The sequence below is a fragment of the Bacteroidales bacterium genome, assembly GCA_022647615.1.
In the GTDB taxonomy this organism is placed as follows: domain Bacteria; phylum Bacteroidota; class Bacteroidia; order Bacteroidales; family UBA932; genus Egerieousia.
In genome coordinates, this window is the sequence record JALCKZ010000001.1 from 1,280,517 (window position 1) to 1,300,559 (window position 20,043).

Here is a 20,043-nt window from a genome sequence, read left to right on the forward strand (position 1 = left end):
TTATAATTTTGGCACCTCATTTTATCGCGACAGATTTGTTATTTAAAACTTTATTTAGAATTATGGGAAGAGGTTTGCTTACAATTTTATTCTTAATTATTTCAAACAGTTTTATGACTTTGGCCTGGTATGGCCATCTGAAATTTAAGACGGATACGCTGCTTCCGGGCTGGGGATTATTTGGAATTATAGTTATCAGCTGGGGAATTGCTTTTGCAGAATATTGCTTTCAGGTACCGGCAAACAGAATAGGCTACAATGAACTGGGCGGACCTTTTTCTCTTGTGCAACTCAAAGTAGTCCAAGAGGTTATATCACTCGCTGTTTTTGCCGTTTTTGCTCTTGTGTTTTTCAAAACACAACATTTCAACTATAATCATATTATTGCATTTTTCCTGTTGATTGGAGCGGTATATTTTATTTTTAAAAAATAGGCCTGATTATTGAAAAAAGGGTAATTTTGCATTGATGGATAACTGTCGTGATTAAGGAAGAGTGGAAAAATAGAAAAAGCGAGAAAAATTTGAAGAATAAGAAGGTGGAGAAAGGGCGATAAATAGAGAAAAAAAGGGAGAGAAAATGGACTGGAATAAAATGAATGTTTTTAGTGGAGCTTTGAGGAGAGCCTCTTTGTTGGCGCTTGCCGCAGTTGCCTTATTCTCAGCAGTTTCTTGCCAGAAAGCTGTTACGGCGCATGAGACTGTTTATGAAACAAAGGACAAGACTATTCTTATTTACTTCATTGATAACAACAATATTGCATCTTACGCGGTAAATAGCATTAATCAAATTATCAACGGGTATCTGCCTGATAATGGCTATGTTGTAATCTATACTGATAACATTAATCCTACAACAATGGCGGTTAGGGACACCATGCCGCTGTTGATTAATGTCTATAAAAACAGCGCCGGAGCAGTTGTAACAGATACCGTTTATAGATTCCCGGGGCAAAATTCTGCAACAAAAGCGGCGGTTACCAGCGCTATCCAGGTCACAAAGACAATGTTCCCCGCAAAGGAGATGGGGATGATAATGTGGTCCCATGCAACTGGTTGGCTTCCTGCCGGTTATTATGCCAGCGGAACGTTCCCTTCCAGCACAATTACCGCAGAACTTAATGAACGTGCAGAGGAGCTGAGCGCACTTAGAAAATTGAGAAAACTGTCGGGAGAAAATACGGTAACGCCTTTTATAAATACATGGCCGTCTCCTCCGGGCGGAGTTGACCCATACGCTCACATGGTGAAGAGTTTCGGATTGGATAATAAGACAGAGATGTCTATTACAGATCTTGCCTCTTCAATCCCTTGCAAGCTGGATTTCATTGCTTTTGATGCTTGTCTTATGGGCGGAATAGAAGTTGCGTATCAGCTAAAGGATAGCGTGGATTATGTAATATCTTCACCTGCAGAGATTTTAACAACAAGTTTTCCGTACGGAACAATTATGAAGCCTCTGTTCAACGGAGACTATGCTGCCGCGGCTAAGGCATATTATGATTATTATGCTTCACAATCAGGTGATATGCAATCTGCTACAATCTCAGTTATAAAATGTTCTGCGCTCGCAGATGTTGCGGCTCAGGCAAAGCTGATATTTGATGCAAACAGAGATAAAATACAGGCGCTGGATTTGTCAAAAATTCAACCTTACTTTAGGTACGATAAACATTGGTTCTATGACCTTGATGACTTCATGGTAAAGCTTGTAGGAGAGAGTGCTGCGTCTGCGTTTACCGCCGCTCTTAACAATGCCGTAGTTGCAAAATATACCACCGGAAAAATTTTAGATTTAACGATAGATCCTTCCAGGTTTTCCGGCGTCAGCACATATATTAATAACCCTACAAACAGCGCATTAGATGCGTTTTATCAAAACTTTGCCTGGGAAAAAGCTGTGAATATGACAGCAGCTGCACAATAAAAATGAGCTGAAATACAATAAAAAAAGAGCGCCTTTGCGGACGCTCTTTTTTGCTAACTAACCTAAATTATTTCTTAAAATATCTCTTGTATAGACCTTCAAAGCCGCAACCGTGGCGAGCTTCATCTTTGCACATCTCATGAACTGTGTCATGAATTGCGTCATAACCAAGTTGCTTTGCCTTTGTAGCAATTTTCTTTTTACCCTCGCAAGCTCCTCTCTCTGCCTCTATTCTCTTCTCCAGGTTTGTCTTTGTATCCCAAACCATCTCGCCAATAAGCTCGCAGAATTTAGAAGCATGTTCAGCCTCTTCAAAAGCATATCTCTTAAATGCCTCTGCAACCTCAGGATATCCTTCTCTGTCAGCTTGTCTGGACATAGCAAGATACATTCCTACCTCTGAGCATTCACCTGCAAAATTGGCCTTCAAACCCTCCATAACCTCTGCATCACAACCTTTAGCAACGCCAATTACATGCTCGTCAGCCCAGCCTTTACCCTCTTCTGCAACAACTTCTACAAATTTCTCTCTTGGAGCGCCGCACTGTGGGCATTTTGCAGGAGCCTCTGTACCTTCATAAACATAACCGCAAACTGTACATCTAAATTTCTTTTTCATAATACTTTGATTTTTAATAGTTAATAATATATTTTTTGTTTTTATCCTAAATAGTCATTGAGTTGTTTAGAATTATTATAAACAAAGGTAATGCTTTTTATCTTATCTGCAAATAATTTTTCACAAATTAATAAAAATATCTGTCGCGACAGATATACAATTATGGAAATTTACGATTTAATCTTATATTTGCACGCGCAAAAAAAAGCATCAGTTTTTTGGTGCGATGGGGTCCGGAAAATCCGAGACCGAGTAACACATTTTTAAATTAAATTTTATGCAAACAATTACATTAAAGGCTTCTGCCAGAAAGATTGGAACAAAGCAGGACCTTAAGAAAATCCGCAGGGCCGGTGACGTTCCCTGCATCATTTACGGCAACGGAACTGAGCATGTTGACATGGCAATTTCATTAGCCGACATTAAGAAACTTACTGATACTCCTAAGTCTTACATTGTTAACATTGACCTTGACGGAAAGGTTTATGTTTGTAAATTGCATGATGTTCAGTATCATCCTATTACAGATAATGCTATTCACGTAGATTTCTTGGCTGTTTCTGATAAGAAGCCTATTGAGATAGCAGTTCCTCTTAACATTCACGGAAATGCAGAGGGTGTTAAACAAGGCGGCCGTCTGATTATCGGTTCCAGAAAAGTTAAGGTTTGTGGTCCTATGGACAAACTTCCTGATACTATTGATGTTGATGTTACGCCTCTTGCAGTTGGCAAGACAATCTATGCCGGCGAACTTAAAGTTGACGGATGCACCATTGCTTCTCCTAAGAAGATGATGGTTTGCGAGGTTAGATATACACGTAACGTTCTTACTCCGGAAGAGGAGGCTGCTGCTGCCGGTACAACTCCTGCAGAGGGTGCTGCTGCTCCTGCTGCTGAGGGTGCTGCCGCTGCTCCTGCTGCTGCCGCCGCTCCTGCTGCAGATAAGAAGGATGATAAGAAAGAGGATAAGAAGAAGAAATAACAAGCAGACTCTTTTGAGCTGCGTACAATAAGATGGCGGGCAAAAAATTCTTAATCGCAGGACTTGGAAATATTGGCCCCGAGTATGAAGGGACCCGTCACAATATTGGTTTTATGGTGCTGGACAACTTAGTCAAGGGGTCCGGCACCATTTTTATTACGGGCCGTCTAGGCAGCACAGCTACAATTAGTTACAAAGGCAACAAACTTTTGCTGTTGAAACCTTCCACTTATATGAATCTAAGCGGCAAGGCTGTGAACTATTGGATGCAGGAGGAGAAAATTCCTTTGGAAAATATCCTTGTTGTCTCGGATGATTTGGCTCTTCCGTTCGGACACTTGCGCATGCGCAAGAAGGGGAGCAACGGAGGCCATAATGGTCTTCTGAGCGTGGAGGAATGCTTGAACACCAATGCCTTTTGCAGGCTTAGAATTGGAATCAGCTCAGACTTTTCCCGCGGCGGGCAGATAGATTATGTCCTTGGAAAAATTGACGGGGAAGAGCTTAAGCAGCTGCCGGAAGTTCTGGACAACGCATGCGAGGCTGTTAAGGCTTTTACTTTTGCAGGTCCCGACAGGGCTATGAATCAGTTCAATACAAAGAAGGCTGATAAGCCCGACGGAGCAGAATAAGTGAGCTAATAATCATAAAAAATGCCGCAAACTTGCGGCATTTTTTTACATATCACCTAGAAGACGGTCAATTTCTCTCCTCTCTTTTTTTGTAGGACGTCCGCTTCCGCGGTCACGCTGAAGGAATATTGTTTCATTTGGAGGGGCCAGCTTATCAAGTTCAGATTGTGGTGTCACATTAGTGGCGTATTGTTCTACAACCTTGGCTCCCTGACGTTTATCTACAGGTTCTACTACAAGCCATTTATAATGGACAGCTCCTTTTCTTACTTCAATTTCATCTCCATGTTTGACATCTCTAGATGATTTTGCAGTGGTTCCGTTTATGGCAACATGACCATTGCGGCATGCTTCCGCGGCCTCTGACCTGGTCTTGTAAACCCTTATAGACCAAAGGAATTTATCCACTCTAACAGTATCCATGACAATAGCAATCTCTAATTTTTATCCCCGTGATTTTTGCCGCAGCAATCATCGTCATCGCAGTTCTCATCATCACAATGATGGTGGTGGTGATTGTGCCCTTCTTCCTCTGAAGGCGCGTACTCATTTATGTAAGCGTCTTTTTCCTCCTTTGGCTGAGGCATGTAAATTCTTAAAAATGTGGGGTTTTCACTATCGGGAGTAAAATGAAATTCATTTAGTTCCTGCGGAATTAAAATGATATCTGACTGCTGAATGGGATACTCTTTGTCAGTGATTATTCTGGCTTTGCCGTTAAGTCCAACGTATACGATAAAGCTATCAGTATCTTCCGGAGAAATTATTTCATCAGATTTTAGCACAACTTTTTCTACGCGGAAAGAGCACTCTTCCGGCATTTGATATGCAGGCGTATAGAAGTGATAATTAAGAAAATCCATGGATTCTCCAATTTGCCCGTCATCTGTCAGGTCTAGTTCTACGGGTGAATTTTGAGCAACTTCAATTACAGTGACTCCGCCTCCTGCGCAGAACGGAGTACCCGGAGCTATGTAGAAAGACTCTCCAACCTCAGGTTCTATCTCATTCATAACGTCTTTTAGGTGATGCTTTGATGCAACTTCAAAAAAACTGCCGGCTGCCATCTCCTTTTTGAAGCCCATAAAAATCTGTGCACCAGGCTTGACATCAGCTATATACCAAAATCTCTCTTTCCCCCAGCAGCCAAACCTTTCACTTGCAACAGTGTTATCCGGGCTGACAAGAATAGGGGACATCTTGTTAAAGCGGTGTATTTTTATTTGTACGGGGAATACTCCGCGATAGTATTCAAATATCTTGTCACCCAGCAAATTGCCAAGATATGTCTCTATTACTTCATCTAGAGTGTTTCCTGCAAGAAATCCTTTTGCAACATAAGAATCCTCCGTGCAAAGCGGACTGTATTTTAATTTTTTCTCCAGAGCTGCTATGCTTTCGGCTCTCTTTTTTCCATCATCGATAACGCAGTCTTCCGCGCTATCAGCAAACTGGAGCGGATATAATTTTTTCATTGTAAAATAATTTATAACTGTTAAACAGCGGTGTCGGCCTGTGGCTTAAAACTGTTGTATTTTGGCAAGTATTTGTACAGCAGCCAAATGCATAAGCAGAATACAACTGCCAAAACTGCAAATGCTATGTAGTAAGTACTTGCGCTTATATGGAAAATAGACATTAAAATCTCCTTGGATGAACTGTCGGGATTAAGACTAGGATACGCCGCAAATATCAAAAATGTGCTGGCGTTATTCATTGCATGCATAAAGATTGTGGCCCACAAACAATGAGTTTTATAATAAATCCATCCAAACAGAATGCCCAAAGTAAACGCTGGAATTGCCTGAGCTAGATTAAGATGTATAAATGCAAAGAAAAACGCACTCCATAAAATTGCAAATTTTGGAGAATTATGATAGAGCATTCCGCGCTCCATCATTCCTCTCAGAATTGTCTCCTCTACAATTGGCGCGCAGATGGCAATAGAAATAAAAGACCAAACAGTCCTTTGCTCCATTTGAGAATAGATTCTTTTGAGTGCATCCGACATTGGAAAAATATTGGAAAGCGGGTCTGTCAAAACGCCAAGTGATAGGACTGCAACAAGCACTATGAACCCGCATACAATTACATTCATCTTGCCAAAATGAGGCTGGTTAAGTGGAACCGCCCTGTGTGTTTTTAGAGTAAATGACTCTTTTCCCTTAAAGGCAAAATAAAAGAACACCGGAAGCATTGGGAGCAAGTATGTTAAAAGGAGGTTGAAGTTGATTATATCAACATGCAGCATCTGCCCTATGACCATCATAGAGAGGCCAATACCTATTCCTCCTATAACAAGTATGTAAAAAACTGCCACCCAGCATTGGCTGAAGGATGGCAGGAAATATTTTAGCTTGTTAAGCATACTTTATCTGCAATTGCGGATGCAATAATTTTTCAAAGACTCTGCTTCTAGAATAATGGGGAAGGATAAGTCCCGTTATCCGTCATCATCTTAATCTTTGCAATGACTTTTGGCTTATCTTCTTTGTATGTAACGCCAAACCATTTGTCAGGTGTGGAGAGTACTTTTACAGTTGCCAGATTCTGTTTAATCATTGTGTCAACAACAGAAGGAACATAGAACTCTTTCTCTTTGTCTTTAATGTTTGCTGCAAGAAAATCTGCAAACAGCTTCCTTCCTTCAGTAAAGAAATCAGGAGTGAATCCCCACATGTTCATGGAAGTGCAAGCCTCCTGATTTAGAACGTGTTCAACGTGGTCCATACCTGTTCCCATTATCTCTCCCTCTAGTTCATATATGTTTGTGTGCTCTTCTACATTTGTCAAAAAGCCCTCTTCATTTTCTGTGCAAATTCCTCTTGCAACGCCGCCTGATTCAGATAGTGTTTTGCTTAAATAGAATCCTACCATGCAATACTTTTTAGAGGAATTATTGTCAAGTCCGGAAAGGTACTTTGCAAGAACTTCAAACGAATTGCGTCCGTAGAAATCATCCGCATTAATTAGAGCAAAAGGTTTGTCAATGACATCAGCCGCCATAAGAACAGCTTGGCCCGTACCCCAAGGTTTCTGTCTATCAACGTTTAAAGAAAATCCTTCCGGTAATTTGTTTGGTTCCTGAGTTACTATCTTTACATTAACTTTATGTGCGTATCTATCAGCAACTTTTTTCTGGAATTCCTCTTTAAAGCTCTCCCTTACAACAAATACTACATCTCCAAATCCAGCTCTTATCGCATCATAAACGGAGTAATCCATAATAGTTTCATTGCAAGGACCTACTGCATCAAGTTGTTTTAGTCCGCCGTATCTGCTGCCCATTCCGGCAGCCATAATTAATAATGTTGGTTTCATATTTAATTATTATTTTTGCTTTCAGATTTATTAATCCTCAAATTTAATAAAAATTATGCAAGCAGAATCAATGAAATCTTTAAAAGATAAGATGAATAATTCACGGCTGCTTGCCGCATTGAAGAACAAGTACCTGATAGTTACAGTTTTGTTCCTGCTTTGGATTGTTTTTTTTGATAATAACAATCTTATAAGCTGGTACAAGGAATTAAGCACTCTTGCCCAGCAGAACAGACAGAAACAATATTACAAGGAGGCGATTATTAAAACAGACGAAAAACTAAAAGAGCTTAGCTCCAATAAAGATAGCTTGGAGCGTTTTGCAAGAGAGCAGTTTTTGTTTCATGAACAAGGAGAGGAAGTTTATGTTGTTGAGGACGATAAGAATTCCGGCAAGTAAAAAGCGGATATATAAATAAAAAAAAGAGGCTGATTTTTCAGCCTCTTTTTTTTATGTTTTATTCTCAAATTAGAACATGTAAATCAAGCCAAGTTTCATTGAGTTATTATGTCCCTTTAGTTTGATAGGGCTGGACGCCAAAACCTTGTTGATTGCAGCAAGATATTGAGTGGCAGCTGCATTCTGACCCATAAGTGTTTGTACGCTAGAAGGTAATGTAATGCTCTTTATGTCTTTAAGGTTGTTGATTACTGAGAAGTCCCATCTAAATTCTGCTGCAATATGAGGAGTGAACGCATATTTTACACCTACTGAAGCTCCAAAATCAAACTTCTTAACATAGTCATTCAGATTGTCTTTAACATAGCTTTCAATCATAGACTTTCCGGTGCTTCCCTCTAATACGCCTAAAATTGTCTGACCATTGTCAAGCATTGCTATTGCATTAGCGGCTGAAATAGCCTGTGTACCTGTTGTAGTTCTTGTATCAACTACTACGCCTCCGGCAGTTGTTGTTGCAGTTCCTGAGTAGGCAACATTTAAGTTAATACCATCAATTGCATCTTTTACACCCTGGCCAAAGCTTGAATTAAGTTTAAAATTCTTGCTTACCCTATAGCTGAAATATGGTCCTGCCATTAAGCTTAAACCGGCTATTGGTTTGTAAGTAAACATTATAGGGACATTAATTTTTCCAAAAGTCCATGTGGATTTTGCCGTAACCTGATCATAAGTATGCGTTGCAGTGAATCCTGTCGCGGTAATGTTTGTAACCTTTGTAACTGTGCCGTTTGCATTGTTAATAGTTTGGTCCGGGAATGTCATGCCGGATAGAGGCATACTTGAAGCTGCTCCTAAAATTGCATCTATAGAACTGTTATCAAGTTTTGCGTTCATTTTAGTGCCTTCCTGACTGTATTCAACCTCGGCCTGCAAACCCATTTTGTCATTGAAATTATATGTTCCAACAATGCCAATATAGAATCCGACTTTTCTGGAATTATCTCCCTTAATGTTTATTGTACCAAGTAAATTGATATCATTTACTTTTACGGTAGAAGCATTTACACCGGCAGTAACTCCATAGTGGAAATCCTGTGCGCTAATTGATTGGCCTGCAAAAATTGCAAGGGCAGCAATCGCGATTGTTAAAATTTTCTTCATTTATTTTCTTCTTTAAAAATTATATTCTTTTCTCAAATGCCGCAAAGGTATAAAAACTGCATCAAACATATTCAAATATGCTGAAACAGCCAAAAAATCTACTTGCCGGTATAATTGTGAGGAGTAATGGACAGAAGCTCTTTTTTTACCGCTTCTGTAACTTTAAGGTTGTTAACAAATTCCCTTATGCTCTCTTTAGATATTTTTGTATTTACCCTTGTAAGTTCCTTTAGCGCTTCATACGGATGAGGATATCCCTCCCTGCGCAAAATCGTTTGAATACCTTCTGATACAACGGCCCAGTTGTTATCCAAATCTCTATCTATAACTTCCTCATTAAGAATAAGTTTGCTTAGTCCCTTCTTGAGTGATTTAAATGCAATTATAGAGTGCGCGACAGGTACTCCTATGTTTCTTAATACCGTAGAGTCTGTCAAATCTCTTTGCATTCTGGAGATAGGGAGCTTCATTGAAAGGTGAGTGAATATTGCATTTGCCATTCCAAAATTACCCTCTGCATTTTCAAAGTCAATAGGGTTTACTTTGTGAGGCATTGCGGATGAACCAACTTCTCCCGCCTTGATTTTTTGTTTGAAGTATTCCATGGATATGTATGTCCACATATCTCTGCATAAGTCTATTAATATTGTATTTATTCTTCTGAGACCGTCAAAAATGGCGGCAAGATCATCATAATGCTCAATCTGAGTAGTTGGATATGAGCGTTTTAGCCCAAACGTTTCCTCCTGGAAATCTTTAGCAAATTTGTTCCAGTCTATCTTAGGATAAGCCAAAAAGTGCGCATTGAAATTACCTGTCGCACCTCCAAACTTAGAACAATAAGGGACGCTCTTCAGCAACCTTTTCTGCTCTTCCAGTCTGCTTACAAATACTGCAATTTCTTTTCCAAGACGGGTAGGCGAGGCTGGCTGTCCATGGGTATGGGCAAGCATCGCTACATTTTTCCACTCCTTGGAGTAATTTTTGAGCATCTCTTCAACTTCCTCATAAGCAGGCATATATGCGGCTGCAATTCCCTCTTTTAAACTTAAAGGAGTTGCGGTATTGTTTATGTCCTGGGAGGTAAGTCCAAAATGTACAAACTCCTGGTACTTCTCTATCTTTAATTTTTTGAACTGTTCTTTTATGTAGTACTCTACAGCCTTTACATCATGGTTTGTAATCTTCTCAATATCTTTTACTTTTGATGCCTCTTCCGGAGTGAAGTTCCTGTATAAATCTCTGAGTTTCTCATAGTTGCCGTGCTTGAAATCTTTAAGCTGGGGAAGCGGAATATTGCAAAGTGCAATGAAGTATTCAACTTCTACCCTAACCCTGTATTTTATAAGAGCGTACTCGGAAAAATATTCGCTAAGGAGTTCCACCTTATTTCTGTAGCGTCCGTCTATCGGAGAGACCGCCGTAAGAGCTGTTGTGTTAATTGCCATTATATTAATAATTTACACGAAGTTTCATTTTGAATAATTTGTGCGGTACGTGCCGCACCTGGTGCCGAAGGAGTTGTATCCTTTCCAGCGGGAGCAAAGTTACTTAATTTCTAAATTCTTATAAAGTTGAATGCACTGCGCCGCCTCTTTAACATCATGCACTCTGAGAATATCAGCGCCATTGATAAGTGCAACCATATTCAATGCGCAGGTTGCCGGAAGGGCGTCCGCCGGTGTTATTCCCAAGAGCTTCCAAATCATGGACTTGCGTGATATTCCAACTAGAACTTTGTGCCCAAGTTTTTTAAATTCTTTGAGCCCGGACATCATTTGGTAGTTTTGTTCCACAGTCTTGGCAAATCCAAAACCGGGGTCAACTACAAAATCATTTATTCCAATGGCTTTAGCTTTTTTCTCAAAATTTTTGAAGTAATCAACCACCTCATTCACAACACCGTCGGGATAATTAGTCAAATTATTCATGGTATCCGGAGTGCCGCGCATGTGCATGGCAATATATGGCAGCTTAAGCTCAGCGACAGTTTTAAGCATTTGATTGTCAGCTTCTCCGGCTGATATGTCATTTACCGTAAATTCTCCGATTGTGTCATAAACTCTGCGGACAATTTCTGAACGGAATGTGTCTATGGATATTACATTCCTAAATCCTGTGCTGTTTTTATATCTGATATACAGCTCTTTAAGAGGCTCATGCAGATACTCCCATTCCTGCTCCAATGTTACCGGCGTGCTGCCGGGCCTGGTAGAGCATGCCCCAATGTCAGTCATCTTAGCTCCATCCTTGAGCATGTTTTCATACTGATTGCAAACGTCTTCTGAAGATATCATGCGGCTGGGAGCGTAGAAAGACTCTCTGTTTATGTTAATAATACCCATTACTATGGGCTGTTTTTCCTCCATATTTTTTAACTTTGTAAGTACAAAGATAACAAGAGGCGGCATAATATTATCAGCCGCGTTAAAAGCAGGCAATGTTAATAGTTTTAGAAGGATTAGACGGCGCAGGAAAGAGCACCCAGGTTAGGATGCTTAAGGATTATATCCTGAGCAATGGTATGAATCTCAAGTATTTGCACTTTCCGCGCTATGAAGCTCCCATTTGGGGAGACCTTATTGCAAAGTTTCTAAGGGGCGATTTTGGGACAATCAATCAAGTGCACCCTCAGCTTGTGGCATTGCTTTATGCTTTGGACAGGGCTGATGCGGGGAATATTATAAGCAATTGGCTGAAAGATGATTGCTGCGTTTTGCTGGACAGATATGTCTATTCAAACATTGCCTATCAATGCTCAAAATTACAAGATGAGAAGGAGAAAAAAAGTTTGAGAGAGTGGATTCTTAATCTTGAGTATGAGCACTATAAAATACCCCGTCCGGACATAAATATTTTTTTGGATGTCCCGATAGATTTTGTGGACTCAAAGCTTAAGGCAAATAGGATGGGAGGGGACAGAGATTACCTGCACGGCAAGCATGATATTCATGAGGAAAACATCTCTTTTCAGGTTGGAGTTAGAAAAATATATCTTAATGAAACTGCTGAGGATAAGGATTTTACCAGAGTAGATTGTTCTGGTTCTGATGGGAAGATGTTACCTGCTGCTGCAATTTTTGAGAAAATAAAAGGAGTTTTGAAGTTTTAATTAATACTGCTTTTTAATCAATCTGACTTTTTGGATATAAAAATATATGCGGTAATTATGAAATTTTTAAGAGCAATATGCAGAGTTCTTGTGGGCCTGGTCTTCATAGTGTCTGGATTTTTGAAGGCTGTTGACCCTATTGGTACTGCGCTTAAAATTAACGATTATTTAGTCTCTTATCACATTGGAAGTTTTGGACATTTTGCAGTGTATGCCGGAATTCTCCTTTGCATGCTTGAATTTTTAATAGGGGTGAGCGTGCTTAAGGGAATAAAATTTAAGTTTTTTTCATGGGCTGCGTTGTGTTTTTCTTCTGTGTTCCTGATAGTTACATTTTTATCCGCACAATTTGGACTTGTAAAAGACTGCGGTTGTTTTGGTGATGCAATTCATCTTACGGCATGGCAAACTTTGTATAAAAATCTAGTGCTTGTCCCTTGCTGTGTTTTGCTTGTTTGCCAGCGTAAAAAGTTTCTTCCTATTGCAAATAATTTTTGGGAAATAGTCTATATATCCGGATATTCACTCTTCATATTATTCATTAGCGGCTATGCTTTAAAGCACCTTCCTCCGGCAGATTTTACAGACTTCCGCGCAGGTTCCGATATTATGGCTGCATCTTCAGGAGCATCTGATATAAAGTACAATACTGTCTTTGTCTATTCCAAGAACGGCAAGGAGATGAAGTTTGATATTAACCATCTTCCGGATAATACTTGGAAGTTTGTCACATCAAAAACGACATTGGTTAAAGGGAGTGAAGATGATGCTTCCGCAATGTCTTTGGTCTTAAAAGACGGGGCGGGGAAGTATGTCACAGATTCAGTTCTCAAGACGAGAAGCGCTGTTGTTTTTATGTCTGTATATAACAAAGATATAATTGATTTGCAGGATTTAGGCAAGCTCAAAAATTTGGGAGATTCTTTGAATTATGGCAAGCATAGAGCTGATTTTTATCTTGTTAGCGGATTGACTCCTGCGCAGACTCTTAAGATACTGGAGCCAATAAAAGAATCTATCGCTGAGGAAAACCAATCAAATATTTTTGAAAATTCAGGCAATGATAAAGGTTTTCCTTTTAAGATTCTATACACAGATTACAAAACTGCAATTACTTTCAACCGTTCCAACGGAGGAGTAACTTATGTTAAGGAGGGACAGGTGGTTCAGAAGTGGAGCATCTCTGATGTTTCAAATACAAAAGTTATTTCTGCGCTGAAGAAAAATGCAGATATGATTGCTGCGAATGCACAAATACATTCTCAATTATTTTTGGAGATTTCTTTGGTGATAATTCTTTGCATGATTGTGATACTCAGATTTGTATCAAAAGCGCTTTATAAGACCGTGAAGTCAGGCCTGAATATTTTGGAGCAATAACTCCCGTTATATTTTCAATAAGAATTTTTTTTGCAGAAGAGCATTACTTTGTAAGGTGCCTTAGTATCCCGCGGCAAGCTGAGGCAATGAAAAGGCAGGGCATTACAAAAATTGAGTTCAAGGAATTCCTAAGTGCGCTGAATTTGATATCTATCCCAAATTCCTTTAAATCAACAGATTTGAATATAGGTATATTCCTTACCCGCAAATCTACTCTATAGCTGTTGTTCACATTATGCTCATGGACTATCTCCAGCCAGCAGGGCTTTGAGCTCTTCCGCATGTCATGATTAGCAAACATTTTCCTTACTCTTGTATGAGGGAAACCCTTGATGGTCTTAAAGTTATCCGGACTCTCACATAGCGTTTGAAAATGGTTGTGCGGATACATCATTTTGATAACCATTCTGTTGCGCACAAAATATTGATAGCCGTAAAGGCAGTTGTAAAGTCCGCTGACATTAGCGGGAGAGTTTTTTATTTGGGTCTCCACAGCTTCTCTTACCTTTTGCAGCATGTTGCTGCGGATGGCATCATCATTATCAACGTTTGTTGTGACGATGAATTTCTCGTCCCCGCTAAGATATTGCTGTACAACTGAATGCATTGAGCGCTCTTTATCGTTAGCCTGCTCTTCAGACAAAAAAACGGGAGTAAACCGGGAAGAATATTTCTTATACTCTTCAATTTTTTTCAGATATTTTTCCGGAGTATTTTTATCAAAAAGACAGAGCCATGTAAAGTCCTTGAGCGTCTGCCGGGCCATGGAAGGGAGACAATATTTTTCAAACAAGGAGAACCTGTCGCCGAGCCATTCGTCAGTTCTTGTTGAGTGGTGCGACTTATCCTCCCTCCATAATTTCAAATTAAAGAAGGTTATTGCAAACTGTTTAATGTCTGCCATTTATAGAGTTCTCTTGATTTCTTCTATCTTGTATGCCTCAACAACATCGCCCTCTTTGATGTCATTGAAATTCTCAATTCCCAGACCGCAATCGTATCCTGCAAGAACCTCTTTTGCATCATCCTTGCCTCTCTTAAGTGATGCAAGAATTCCGGTATGTACAACAATACCGTCCCTGATAAGTCTGATTTTGGCGGTTCTTGTAAGCTTGCCATCTTTGACCATACATCCGGCGATTGTTCCAACTTTGGAAATTTTGAATGTTTGTCTTACCTCGCAAGTTGCAGTTACAACCTCTTTCTCAACCGGAGCAAGCATACCCTCTATACCGCTCTTGACCTCATTGATGGCGTCATAAATAACTGAGTACAAGCGGATTTCAATTCCCTCTTTCTCAGCCATCCTTCTTGCATTTACAGAAGGTCTAACCTGGAAACCAATGATAATTGCATTTGATGCCTCCGCCAGCAAAACGTCTGACTCTGAAATTTCACCAACTGCTTTATGAATTACATTAACGTGAATCTCTTCATTTGAAAGCTTAATCAAAGAGTCAGACATTGCCTCTATTGAGCCGTCAACATCTCCCTTGACAATAATATTAAGCTCTTTAAAATTACCTATCGCGATTCTCCTTCCTATCTCCTCCAAAGTAATATGCTTCTGTGTCCTAAGTCCTTGAATTCTAAGCAGCTGCTCTCTCTTGTTTGCAAGGTCCCTGGCCTCTCTCTCGCTGTCAAAAACGTTGAACAAATCACCAGCCTGAGGTGCGCCGTTTAGACCAAGCACGGATACCGGAACAGAAGGACCTGCCTCCGTAATTTTCTGGCCGCGCTCATTGAACATGGCTTTAATTTTTCCTGTAAAACAGCCGCTTAACATAATGTCTCCGGTGTGAAGCGTTCCGCCCTGTACAAGCAAAGTTGCAAGGTATCCTCTTCCTTTATCTAGAGAAGACTCTATTACTGTCCCGACAGCTTTTTTATTTGGATTTGCCTTAAGCTCAAGCAAATCTGCTTCCAGCAAAACTTTCTCCAGCAGCTCATGAACTCCGGTTCCTTTCTTTGCAGAAATCTCCTGGCACTGATATTTTCCGCCCCAGTCTTCTACAAGGATATCCATCTGTGAAAGTTGCTCTTTGATTTTATCAGGCTGTGCGCCCGGTTTATCTATCTTGTTGATAGCAAATATCATAGGAACACCGGCTGCTTGTGCGTGGTTGATGGCCTCTATTGTCTGAGGCATTACTGCGTCATCAGCCGCAACAATGATAATTGCAAGGTCAGTCATCTTTGCGCCGCGGGCTCTCATTGCCGTAAAGGCCTCATGTCCCGGGGTATCCAAGAATGTTATTCTCCTTCCGCTCTCCAGTTTTACATTGTATGCTCCAATATGCTGGGTGATTCCTCCCGCCTCTCCTGCAATAACATTTGACTGTCTTATATAATCCAGCAAAGAAGTTTTACCATGGTCAACGTGTCCCATGACAGTAACGATAGGGGCTCTTGGCTGTAAATCTTCCGGCTTATCCTCCTCATTCTCCTCTTTGATTTTCTCCTGAATATCAGCGGTTACAAATTCAACCTTGTATCCAAATTCTTCTGCTACAAGCGTAAGAGCGTCTGCATCAAGCCTTTGGTTAATGGAGACCATAAGTCCAAGGTTCATGCATGCCTCAATAACTTTGGTAACCGGCTGCGCAATCATAACTGAAAGGTCATTAACTGTCACAAATTCAGTTACTTTAAGAATCTTGCTAACTTTCTCTTTTTGCTCAACGTCCTCCTCCATCTTCTCCGCAAACATCTCTCTCTTCTCTTTTCTGTACTTGGAGCCTTTTGTCTTTCCCTTTCCCTCAACCATTCTTTGGTAAGTCTCCTTTATCTGTCTTTGAACGGCATCTTCATCAACATCATTTCTAATTGGCTTAAATCTGTCGCGGAACTTTCCTCCTTTTCCGTTCTGCCCGTTTTGTCCGTTCTGCCTCTGTCCCTGGTCTTTAGGACGATTAGTGCCAACCTCTTTTGAAACATCTACTCTCTCTCTTGCGTGGTTGTGTATTCTCTCTCTTTTACCTCTCTTGTCTGAAAAAGGTTTTTTCTTCTCAAATTTGGAAAGGTCTATGCTTCCTTTTACTTCTGGTCCAGACAGTGTTTCTACTCTTGTTGCAATAAACTCAACCTCAGGTTTTTTACTCTCTTCTTTAACGGGTGCTTTAGCAGGCTCCGCAACTTTTTGAGCACCTTGCCTGTTCTCTGTCTTCACCTCTTTTGGTCTCTGTGTATTTACAAAGGAAGGTTGCTTTGGTGCCGGAGTAGCAGGTTTTGCAACATTCTCTTTTGCATTATTCGCATTCTCCGCTTTTGCGCGGGATGCTTCTATTTCTGCTGCTCTCTTCTCTGCCTCTTTCTTCTCCTCAATGGCTTTCTCAGCCTGTTTTTTCTCCTCTGCAATTTTCTCAGCTTCCCTCTTTTCTTCTGCCGCTTTCTCTATTTCTCTTTTCTTTTCCTGTGCTTTTGCTTTCTCTTCTTCTTCCTTCTTAACTGCTTCAGCTTTAGCTTGTTCTTCTTTTGCTGCCTTAGGTTTTCCTGCACCTGCGGATAAATCTATTTTACCAAGAACTACCGGAGGCTTAACCGCATCAACCGTTGTCTCTATAAATTTCTCCTTCATCTCTTCATCATCGTTGATGCCATAAGAGACATTCTCTTTCTCTATGTTTTTAACTTTTGCCGCAACCTTTTTGGACTCCTCCTTGACCATTTGCTCCTTCCTAAACTCCTTCTCCACAAGGTCATAGCTCTCAGGACTCAGCTTGGCATTAGGATTAGCTTCTACTTTTACCCCTTTCTTCTCCAGAAAGTCCACAAGCGTGTTCATGCCAATGTTGAACTCTTTAAGTACTTTGTTAATTCTAATGCTGTCCTTAATCATATAATCCTCCTAAAATAAATTCTTGTAAATTAAATAAATAGCGTGTTATTCAGTTTTGCCGCCGTTGTTTTCTGCAGGCTCGCTGTTCTCCGCAGTCTTGTTATCTTCCGCTGTTTCGCTCTCCTTTGCAGTATCGTTATTTTCCTGAGGCTGAGACTCTCCAGCTTCATCTTCAAACTCCGCCTTAAGAACTCTCTTAACATCAAGAACTGTCTCTTCATCCAAATCCGCACGCTCCATGATGTCCTTATCTGAAAGTGCTAATACGTTCTTTGCTGTATCACAGCCAATTCCGCGCAGCGCGTCAATAACCCACTGGTCAATCTCGTCGCTAAATGAGCTCAACAAAACATCTTCATCCTCATCGCCCTCAACATCTCTGAATACTTCAATTTCTTTTCCTACAAGCATACTTGCAAGTTTAATGTTGCTGCCGCCCTTTCCAATAGCCAATGATACCTGAGATGAATCCATCGTGATATAGATTTTATTCTCCTCATCATTGATTTTGATTGTGGAAATTTTAGCAGGGCTCAAAGCTCTCTGTACAAGCAGCTGAATATTTGTGGTCCAGCTGATTATATCAATATTCTCATTCCTTAATTCTCTAACAATTCCATGGATTCTGGACCCTTTTACTCCAACGCAAGCTCCAACCGGATCTATTCTGTCATCATAAGATTCAACGGCAACTTTTGCTCTCTCTCCGGGTATTCTCACAATCTTTTTAATTGTGATAAGACCGTCAAAAATTTCAGGAACTTCCTGCTCAAACAATCTCTCCAAAAATACAGGTGATGTTCTGGAAAGTATAATGCTTGGCGTGTTATTCTTCATTTCCACTTTGGATACAACCGCACGGATGGAATCTCCTTTGTGGAAGAAGTCAGACGGAATCTGCTCTGTTTTAGGCAGAAGCAGCTCATTGTCATTCTCGTCGCGCACAAGCACCTCTTTCTTCCAGGCCTGGTAAACCTCTCCAACTACAATCTCTCCAACTTTATCTTTATACAGGTTGAACAAGTTTGCTTTGTCAATGTCCATTATTCTTCCGGACAAATTTTGTTTAAGATTTAGGATTGCCCTTCTTCCAAAAGAATCCAGGCGGACCTCCTCCGTGTAATCCTCTCCAACTTCATAATCATTTTTGGGATCTATCTTATCAACCTCTGCCTTAGATATTTCCAACGTCGGGTCTGTAACGGTCTCAACAATTTTTCTGTTGCGCCAGATTTGCAAATCTCCCTTATCAATGTTGATAATAATATCGCAGTTGTCTGCAGTCCCGAAAGTTTTGGCCAGCTGGGTCTTGAAAATATCTTCCAGCACGCTCATAAGTGTTGCTCTGTCAATGCCTTTGCGCTCTTTAAATTCCGCAAAAAACGGAGCTAATTCTAAACCTTCCATGTCTATGATTTTTTTAATTTATTAATATTCTTTTTAAAGTTCCCGACAGATTTTAGTCCGCCGCTTTTGAAAAACCTTGAGTAATCTGCACAAAATAAGGGGACTTTGCGGTCCCCTTATCTCACTCATTCTCATTACGGCGGCAAAAGTATGCAAACAATTCTTCATCTCCAAAAAAAACCGCTTTTTTTTACTATTTTTGCTGCAATTAAAAAGACGACTATGGAAGTATCTGCAGAGCTGATTGCACAGCATTTTAAAGGGGAAATTATCGGCGACCCAAAAGTTAAGGTTTCATCTGTGGCAAAAATAGAGAGCGGGAAGCCCAATAATATCTGCTTCCTTGCAAACCCTAAGTATCAGCACTATCTGCTGACCAGCAAGGCGGGTATTGTCATTGTTAACAAATCGCTGGTGCCGCAGGAAAAAGTTGCTCCTACCTTGATTGTTGTAGATGATGCATATCAGGCGGTTGCATCTTTGCTTGACCTTCTTAACTCCCTCAAAAAGAGCAAGAAGAGCGGAAGAGCTTTTCTCTCTTTTATGGCATGGAGTGCCAAGAGGGGGAAGGGCTCCTATCTTGGACGGTTCTCATATTTGGGCAAGCACAGCAAGATTGGAAAGGGGACACAGGTCTATCCTCAGGTCTATATTGGGAATGATGTTACAGTTGGAGATGATGTCATTTTGTATCCTGGCGTCAAAATTTATGACGGGTGTAAAATAGGCAATAACTGCATTTTACACGGGAACGTCGTGATTGGTTCTGATGGGTTTGGCTTTGCTCCTACTCCCGACGGGTCATATAAGAAAATACCTCAGACCGGTATTGTAATTTTGGAGGATGATGTTGAGATAGGCTCAAATACTGTAGTTGACAGAGCTACTATGGGCGCTACAGTTGTTCATAAAGGAGTTAAGCTGGATAATCTTATTCAAATAGCTCATAATGTCGAGATTGGAGATAATACGGTAATGGCTGCGCAGTCTGGAGTGGCAGGTTCTTCTAAAGTTGGCAAGCAGTGCATGATTGGCGGGCAGGTTGGAATTTCAGGGCATATAACCGTTGCTGACGGTGCAAGAATTGCAGCTCAGGCCGGTGTTCAGGGCTCAATCAAAGATGAGGAAGGGAAGAAAGGCGTCATGGGATCTCCTGCATTTGATTACAGAACATTTATGAAGTGCTACGCCATATTCAAGAATTTATCTAACAAGAAGTAGCCAAATTCTAAAATTTGCAGGTAAAATTTAGTATATTTGCA

Annotated in this window: 19 protein-coding genes; 8 read left to right on the top strand and 11 right to left on the bottom strand. The window is 40.5% G+C overall.

The window, feature by feature from the left end; all coding sequences use genetic code 11:
• Positions 1-62 precede the first annotated feature (62 nt).
• Positions 63-434, top strand: a complete 372-nt coding sequence (locus tag LKM37_05570) for a DMT family protein (protein ID MCI1720468.1) — start codon at positions 63-65, stop codon at positions 432-434.
• A 145-nt stretch (positions 435-579) separates the two neighbouring features.
• Positions 580-1,926, top strand: a complete 1,347-nt coding sequence (locus tag LKM37_05575) for a clostripain-related cysteine peptidase (GenBank protein ID MCI1720469.1) — start codon at positions 580-582, stop codon at positions 1,924-1,926.
• A 67-nt stretch (positions 1,927-1,993) separates the two neighbouring features.
• Here the strand turns inward: LKM37_05575 and LKM37_05580 are convergent, their stop codons facing one another.
• Positions 1,994-2,545, bottom strand: coding sequence for an NADH peroxidase (locus LKM37_05580; protein MCI1720470.1), 552 nt, complete (start codon positions 2,543-2,545; stop codon positions 1,994-1,996).
• Between the two features lie 277 nt (positions 2,546-2,822).
• Between LKM37_05580 and LKM37_05585 the strand changes: the two genes are divergently transcribed.
• A complete protein-coding gene (locus LKM37_05585) occupies positions 2,823-3,527 on the top strand; it encodes a 50S ribosomal protein L25 (GenBank protein ID MCI1720471.1) in 705 nt (234 codons plus the stop codon).
• A gap of 32 nt (positions 3,528-3,559) precedes the next feature.
• Positions 3,560-4,159 (top strand): aminoacyl-tRNA hydrolase, encoded by a 600-nt coding sequence (gene pth, locus LKM37_05590; protein ID MCI1720472.1) that lies wholly within the window; start codon positions 3,560-3,562, stop codon positions 4,157-4,159.
• 45 nt (positions 4,160-4,204) lie between these two features.
• On the opposite strand, the gene LKM37_05595 is transcribed toward pth, so the two are convergent.
• Genes LKM37_05595 through LKM37_05610 form a run of 4 tightly spaced genes read right to left on the bottom strand, consistent with a single transcriptional unit; the run spans position 4,205 to position 7,480 of the window.
• A complete protein-coding gene (locus LKM37_05595; GenBank protein ID MCI1720473.1) occupies positions 4,205-4,582 on the bottom strand; it encodes an RNA-binding S4 domain-containing protein in 378 nt (125 codons plus the stop codon).
• A gap of 14 nt (positions 4,583-4,596) precedes the next feature.
• Complete coding sequence (locus tag LKM37_05600; protein ID MCI1720474.1) at positions 4,597-5,634, bottom strand: hypothetical protein; 1,038 nt, start codon at positions 5,632-5,634, stop codon at positions 4,597-4,599.
• A 20-nt stretch (positions 5,635-5,654) separates the two neighbouring features.
• Positions 5,655-6,527, bottom strand: coding sequence for a CPBP family intramembrane metalloprotease (locus LKM37_05605; GenBank protein ID MCI1720475.1), 873 nt, complete (start codon positions 6,525-6,527; stop codon positions 5,655-5,657).
• Positions 6,528-6,574: 47 nt separating this feature from the next.
• Positions 6,575-7,480: a nucleotidyltransferase gene (locus LKM37_05610; protein ID MCI1720476.1), complete on the bottom strand. Its 906-nt coding sequence runs from the start codon at positions 7,478-7,480 to the stop codon at positions 6,575-6,577.
• Between the two features lie 55 nt (positions 7,481-7,535).
• Here LKM37_05610 and LKM37_05615 point away from each other — a divergent pair, with 55 nt between their 5' ends.
• A complete protein-coding gene (locus tag LKM37_05615) occupies positions 7,536-7,880 on the top strand; it encodes a septum formation inhibitor (GenBank protein MCI1720477.1) in 345 nt (114 codons plus the stop codon).
• 69 nt (positions 7,881-7,949) lie between these two features.
• On the opposite strand, the gene LKM37_05620 is transcribed toward LKM37_05615, so the two are convergent.
• The 3 genes from LKM37_05620 to folP form a co-directional block, all read right to left on the bottom strand.
• Positions 7,950-9,044: a PorT family protein gene (locus LKM37_05620; GenBank protein ID MCI1720478.1), complete on the bottom strand. Its 1,095-nt coding sequence runs from the start codon at positions 9,042-9,044 to the stop codon at positions 7,950-7,952.
• A 98-nt stretch (positions 9,045-9,142) separates the two neighbouring features.
• Positions 9,143-10,492 (bottom strand): adenylosuccinate lyase, encoded by a 1,350-nt coding sequence (gene purB, locus LKM37_05625; protein MCI1720479.1) that lies wholly within the window; start codon positions 10,490-10,492, stop codon positions 9,143-9,145.
• Between the two features lie 99 nt (positions 10,493-10,591).
• Positions 10,592-11,413 carry a dihydropteroate synthase gene (folP, locus tag LKM37_05630; GenBank protein ID MCI1720480.1) on the bottom strand — a complete coding sequence of 274 codons (822 nt, stop codon included), beginning with the start codon at positions 11,411-11,413 and terminating at the stop codon, positions 10,592-10,594.
• A gap of 71 nt (positions 11,414-11,484) precedes the next feature.
• On the opposite strand from folP, the gene tmk reads away from it, so the two are divergent.
• Positions 11,485-12,156 (top strand): dTMP kinase, encoded by a 672-nt coding sequence (gene tmk / locus LKM37_05635; protein ID MCI1720481.1) that lies wholly within the window; start codon positions 11,485-11,487, stop codon positions 12,154-12,156.
• 57 nt (positions 12,157-12,213) lie between these two features.
• Entirely contained in the window at positions 12,214-13,536 is a 1,323-nt protein-coding gene (locus LKM37_05640; protein MCI1720482.1) for a DoxX family protein, read from the top strand.
• Between the two features lie 43 nt (positions 13,537-13,579).
• On the opposite strand, the gene LKM37_05645 is transcribed toward LKM37_05640, so the two are convergent.
• From LKM37_05645 to nusA, 3 genes are read right to left on the bottom strand one after another with little or no spacing between them, the layout of a single operon-like run.
• Positions 13,580-14,440 (bottom strand): putative rhamnosyl transferase, encoded by an 861-nt coding sequence (locus LKM37_05645; GenBank protein ID MCI1720483.1) that lies wholly within the window; start codon positions 14,438-14,440, stop codon positions 13,580-13,582.
• Entirely contained in the window at positions 14,441-17,374 is a 2,934-nt protein-coding gene (gene infB, locus LKM37_05650) for a translation initiation factor IF-2 (protein ID MCI1720484.1), read from the bottom strand.
• A gap of 45 nt (positions 17,375-17,419) precedes the next feature.
• Positions 17,420-18,781, bottom strand: coding sequence for a transcription termination factor NusA (nusA, locus tag LKM37_05655; GenBank protein MCI1720485.1), 1,362 nt, complete (start codon positions 18,779-18,781; stop codon positions 17,420-17,422).
• Between the two features lie 222 nt (positions 18,782-19,003).
• Here nusA and lpxD point away from each other — a divergent pair, with 222 nt between their 5' ends.
• Positions 19,004-20,002 (top strand): UDP-3-O-(3-hydroxymyristoyl)glucosamine N-acyltransferase, encoded by a 999-nt coding sequence (gene lpxD, locus LKM37_05660; protein ID MCI1720486.1) that lies wholly within the window; start codon positions 19,004-19,006, stop codon positions 20,000-20,002.
• The last annotated feature ends 41 nt before the right edge of the window (positions 20,003-20,043 follow it).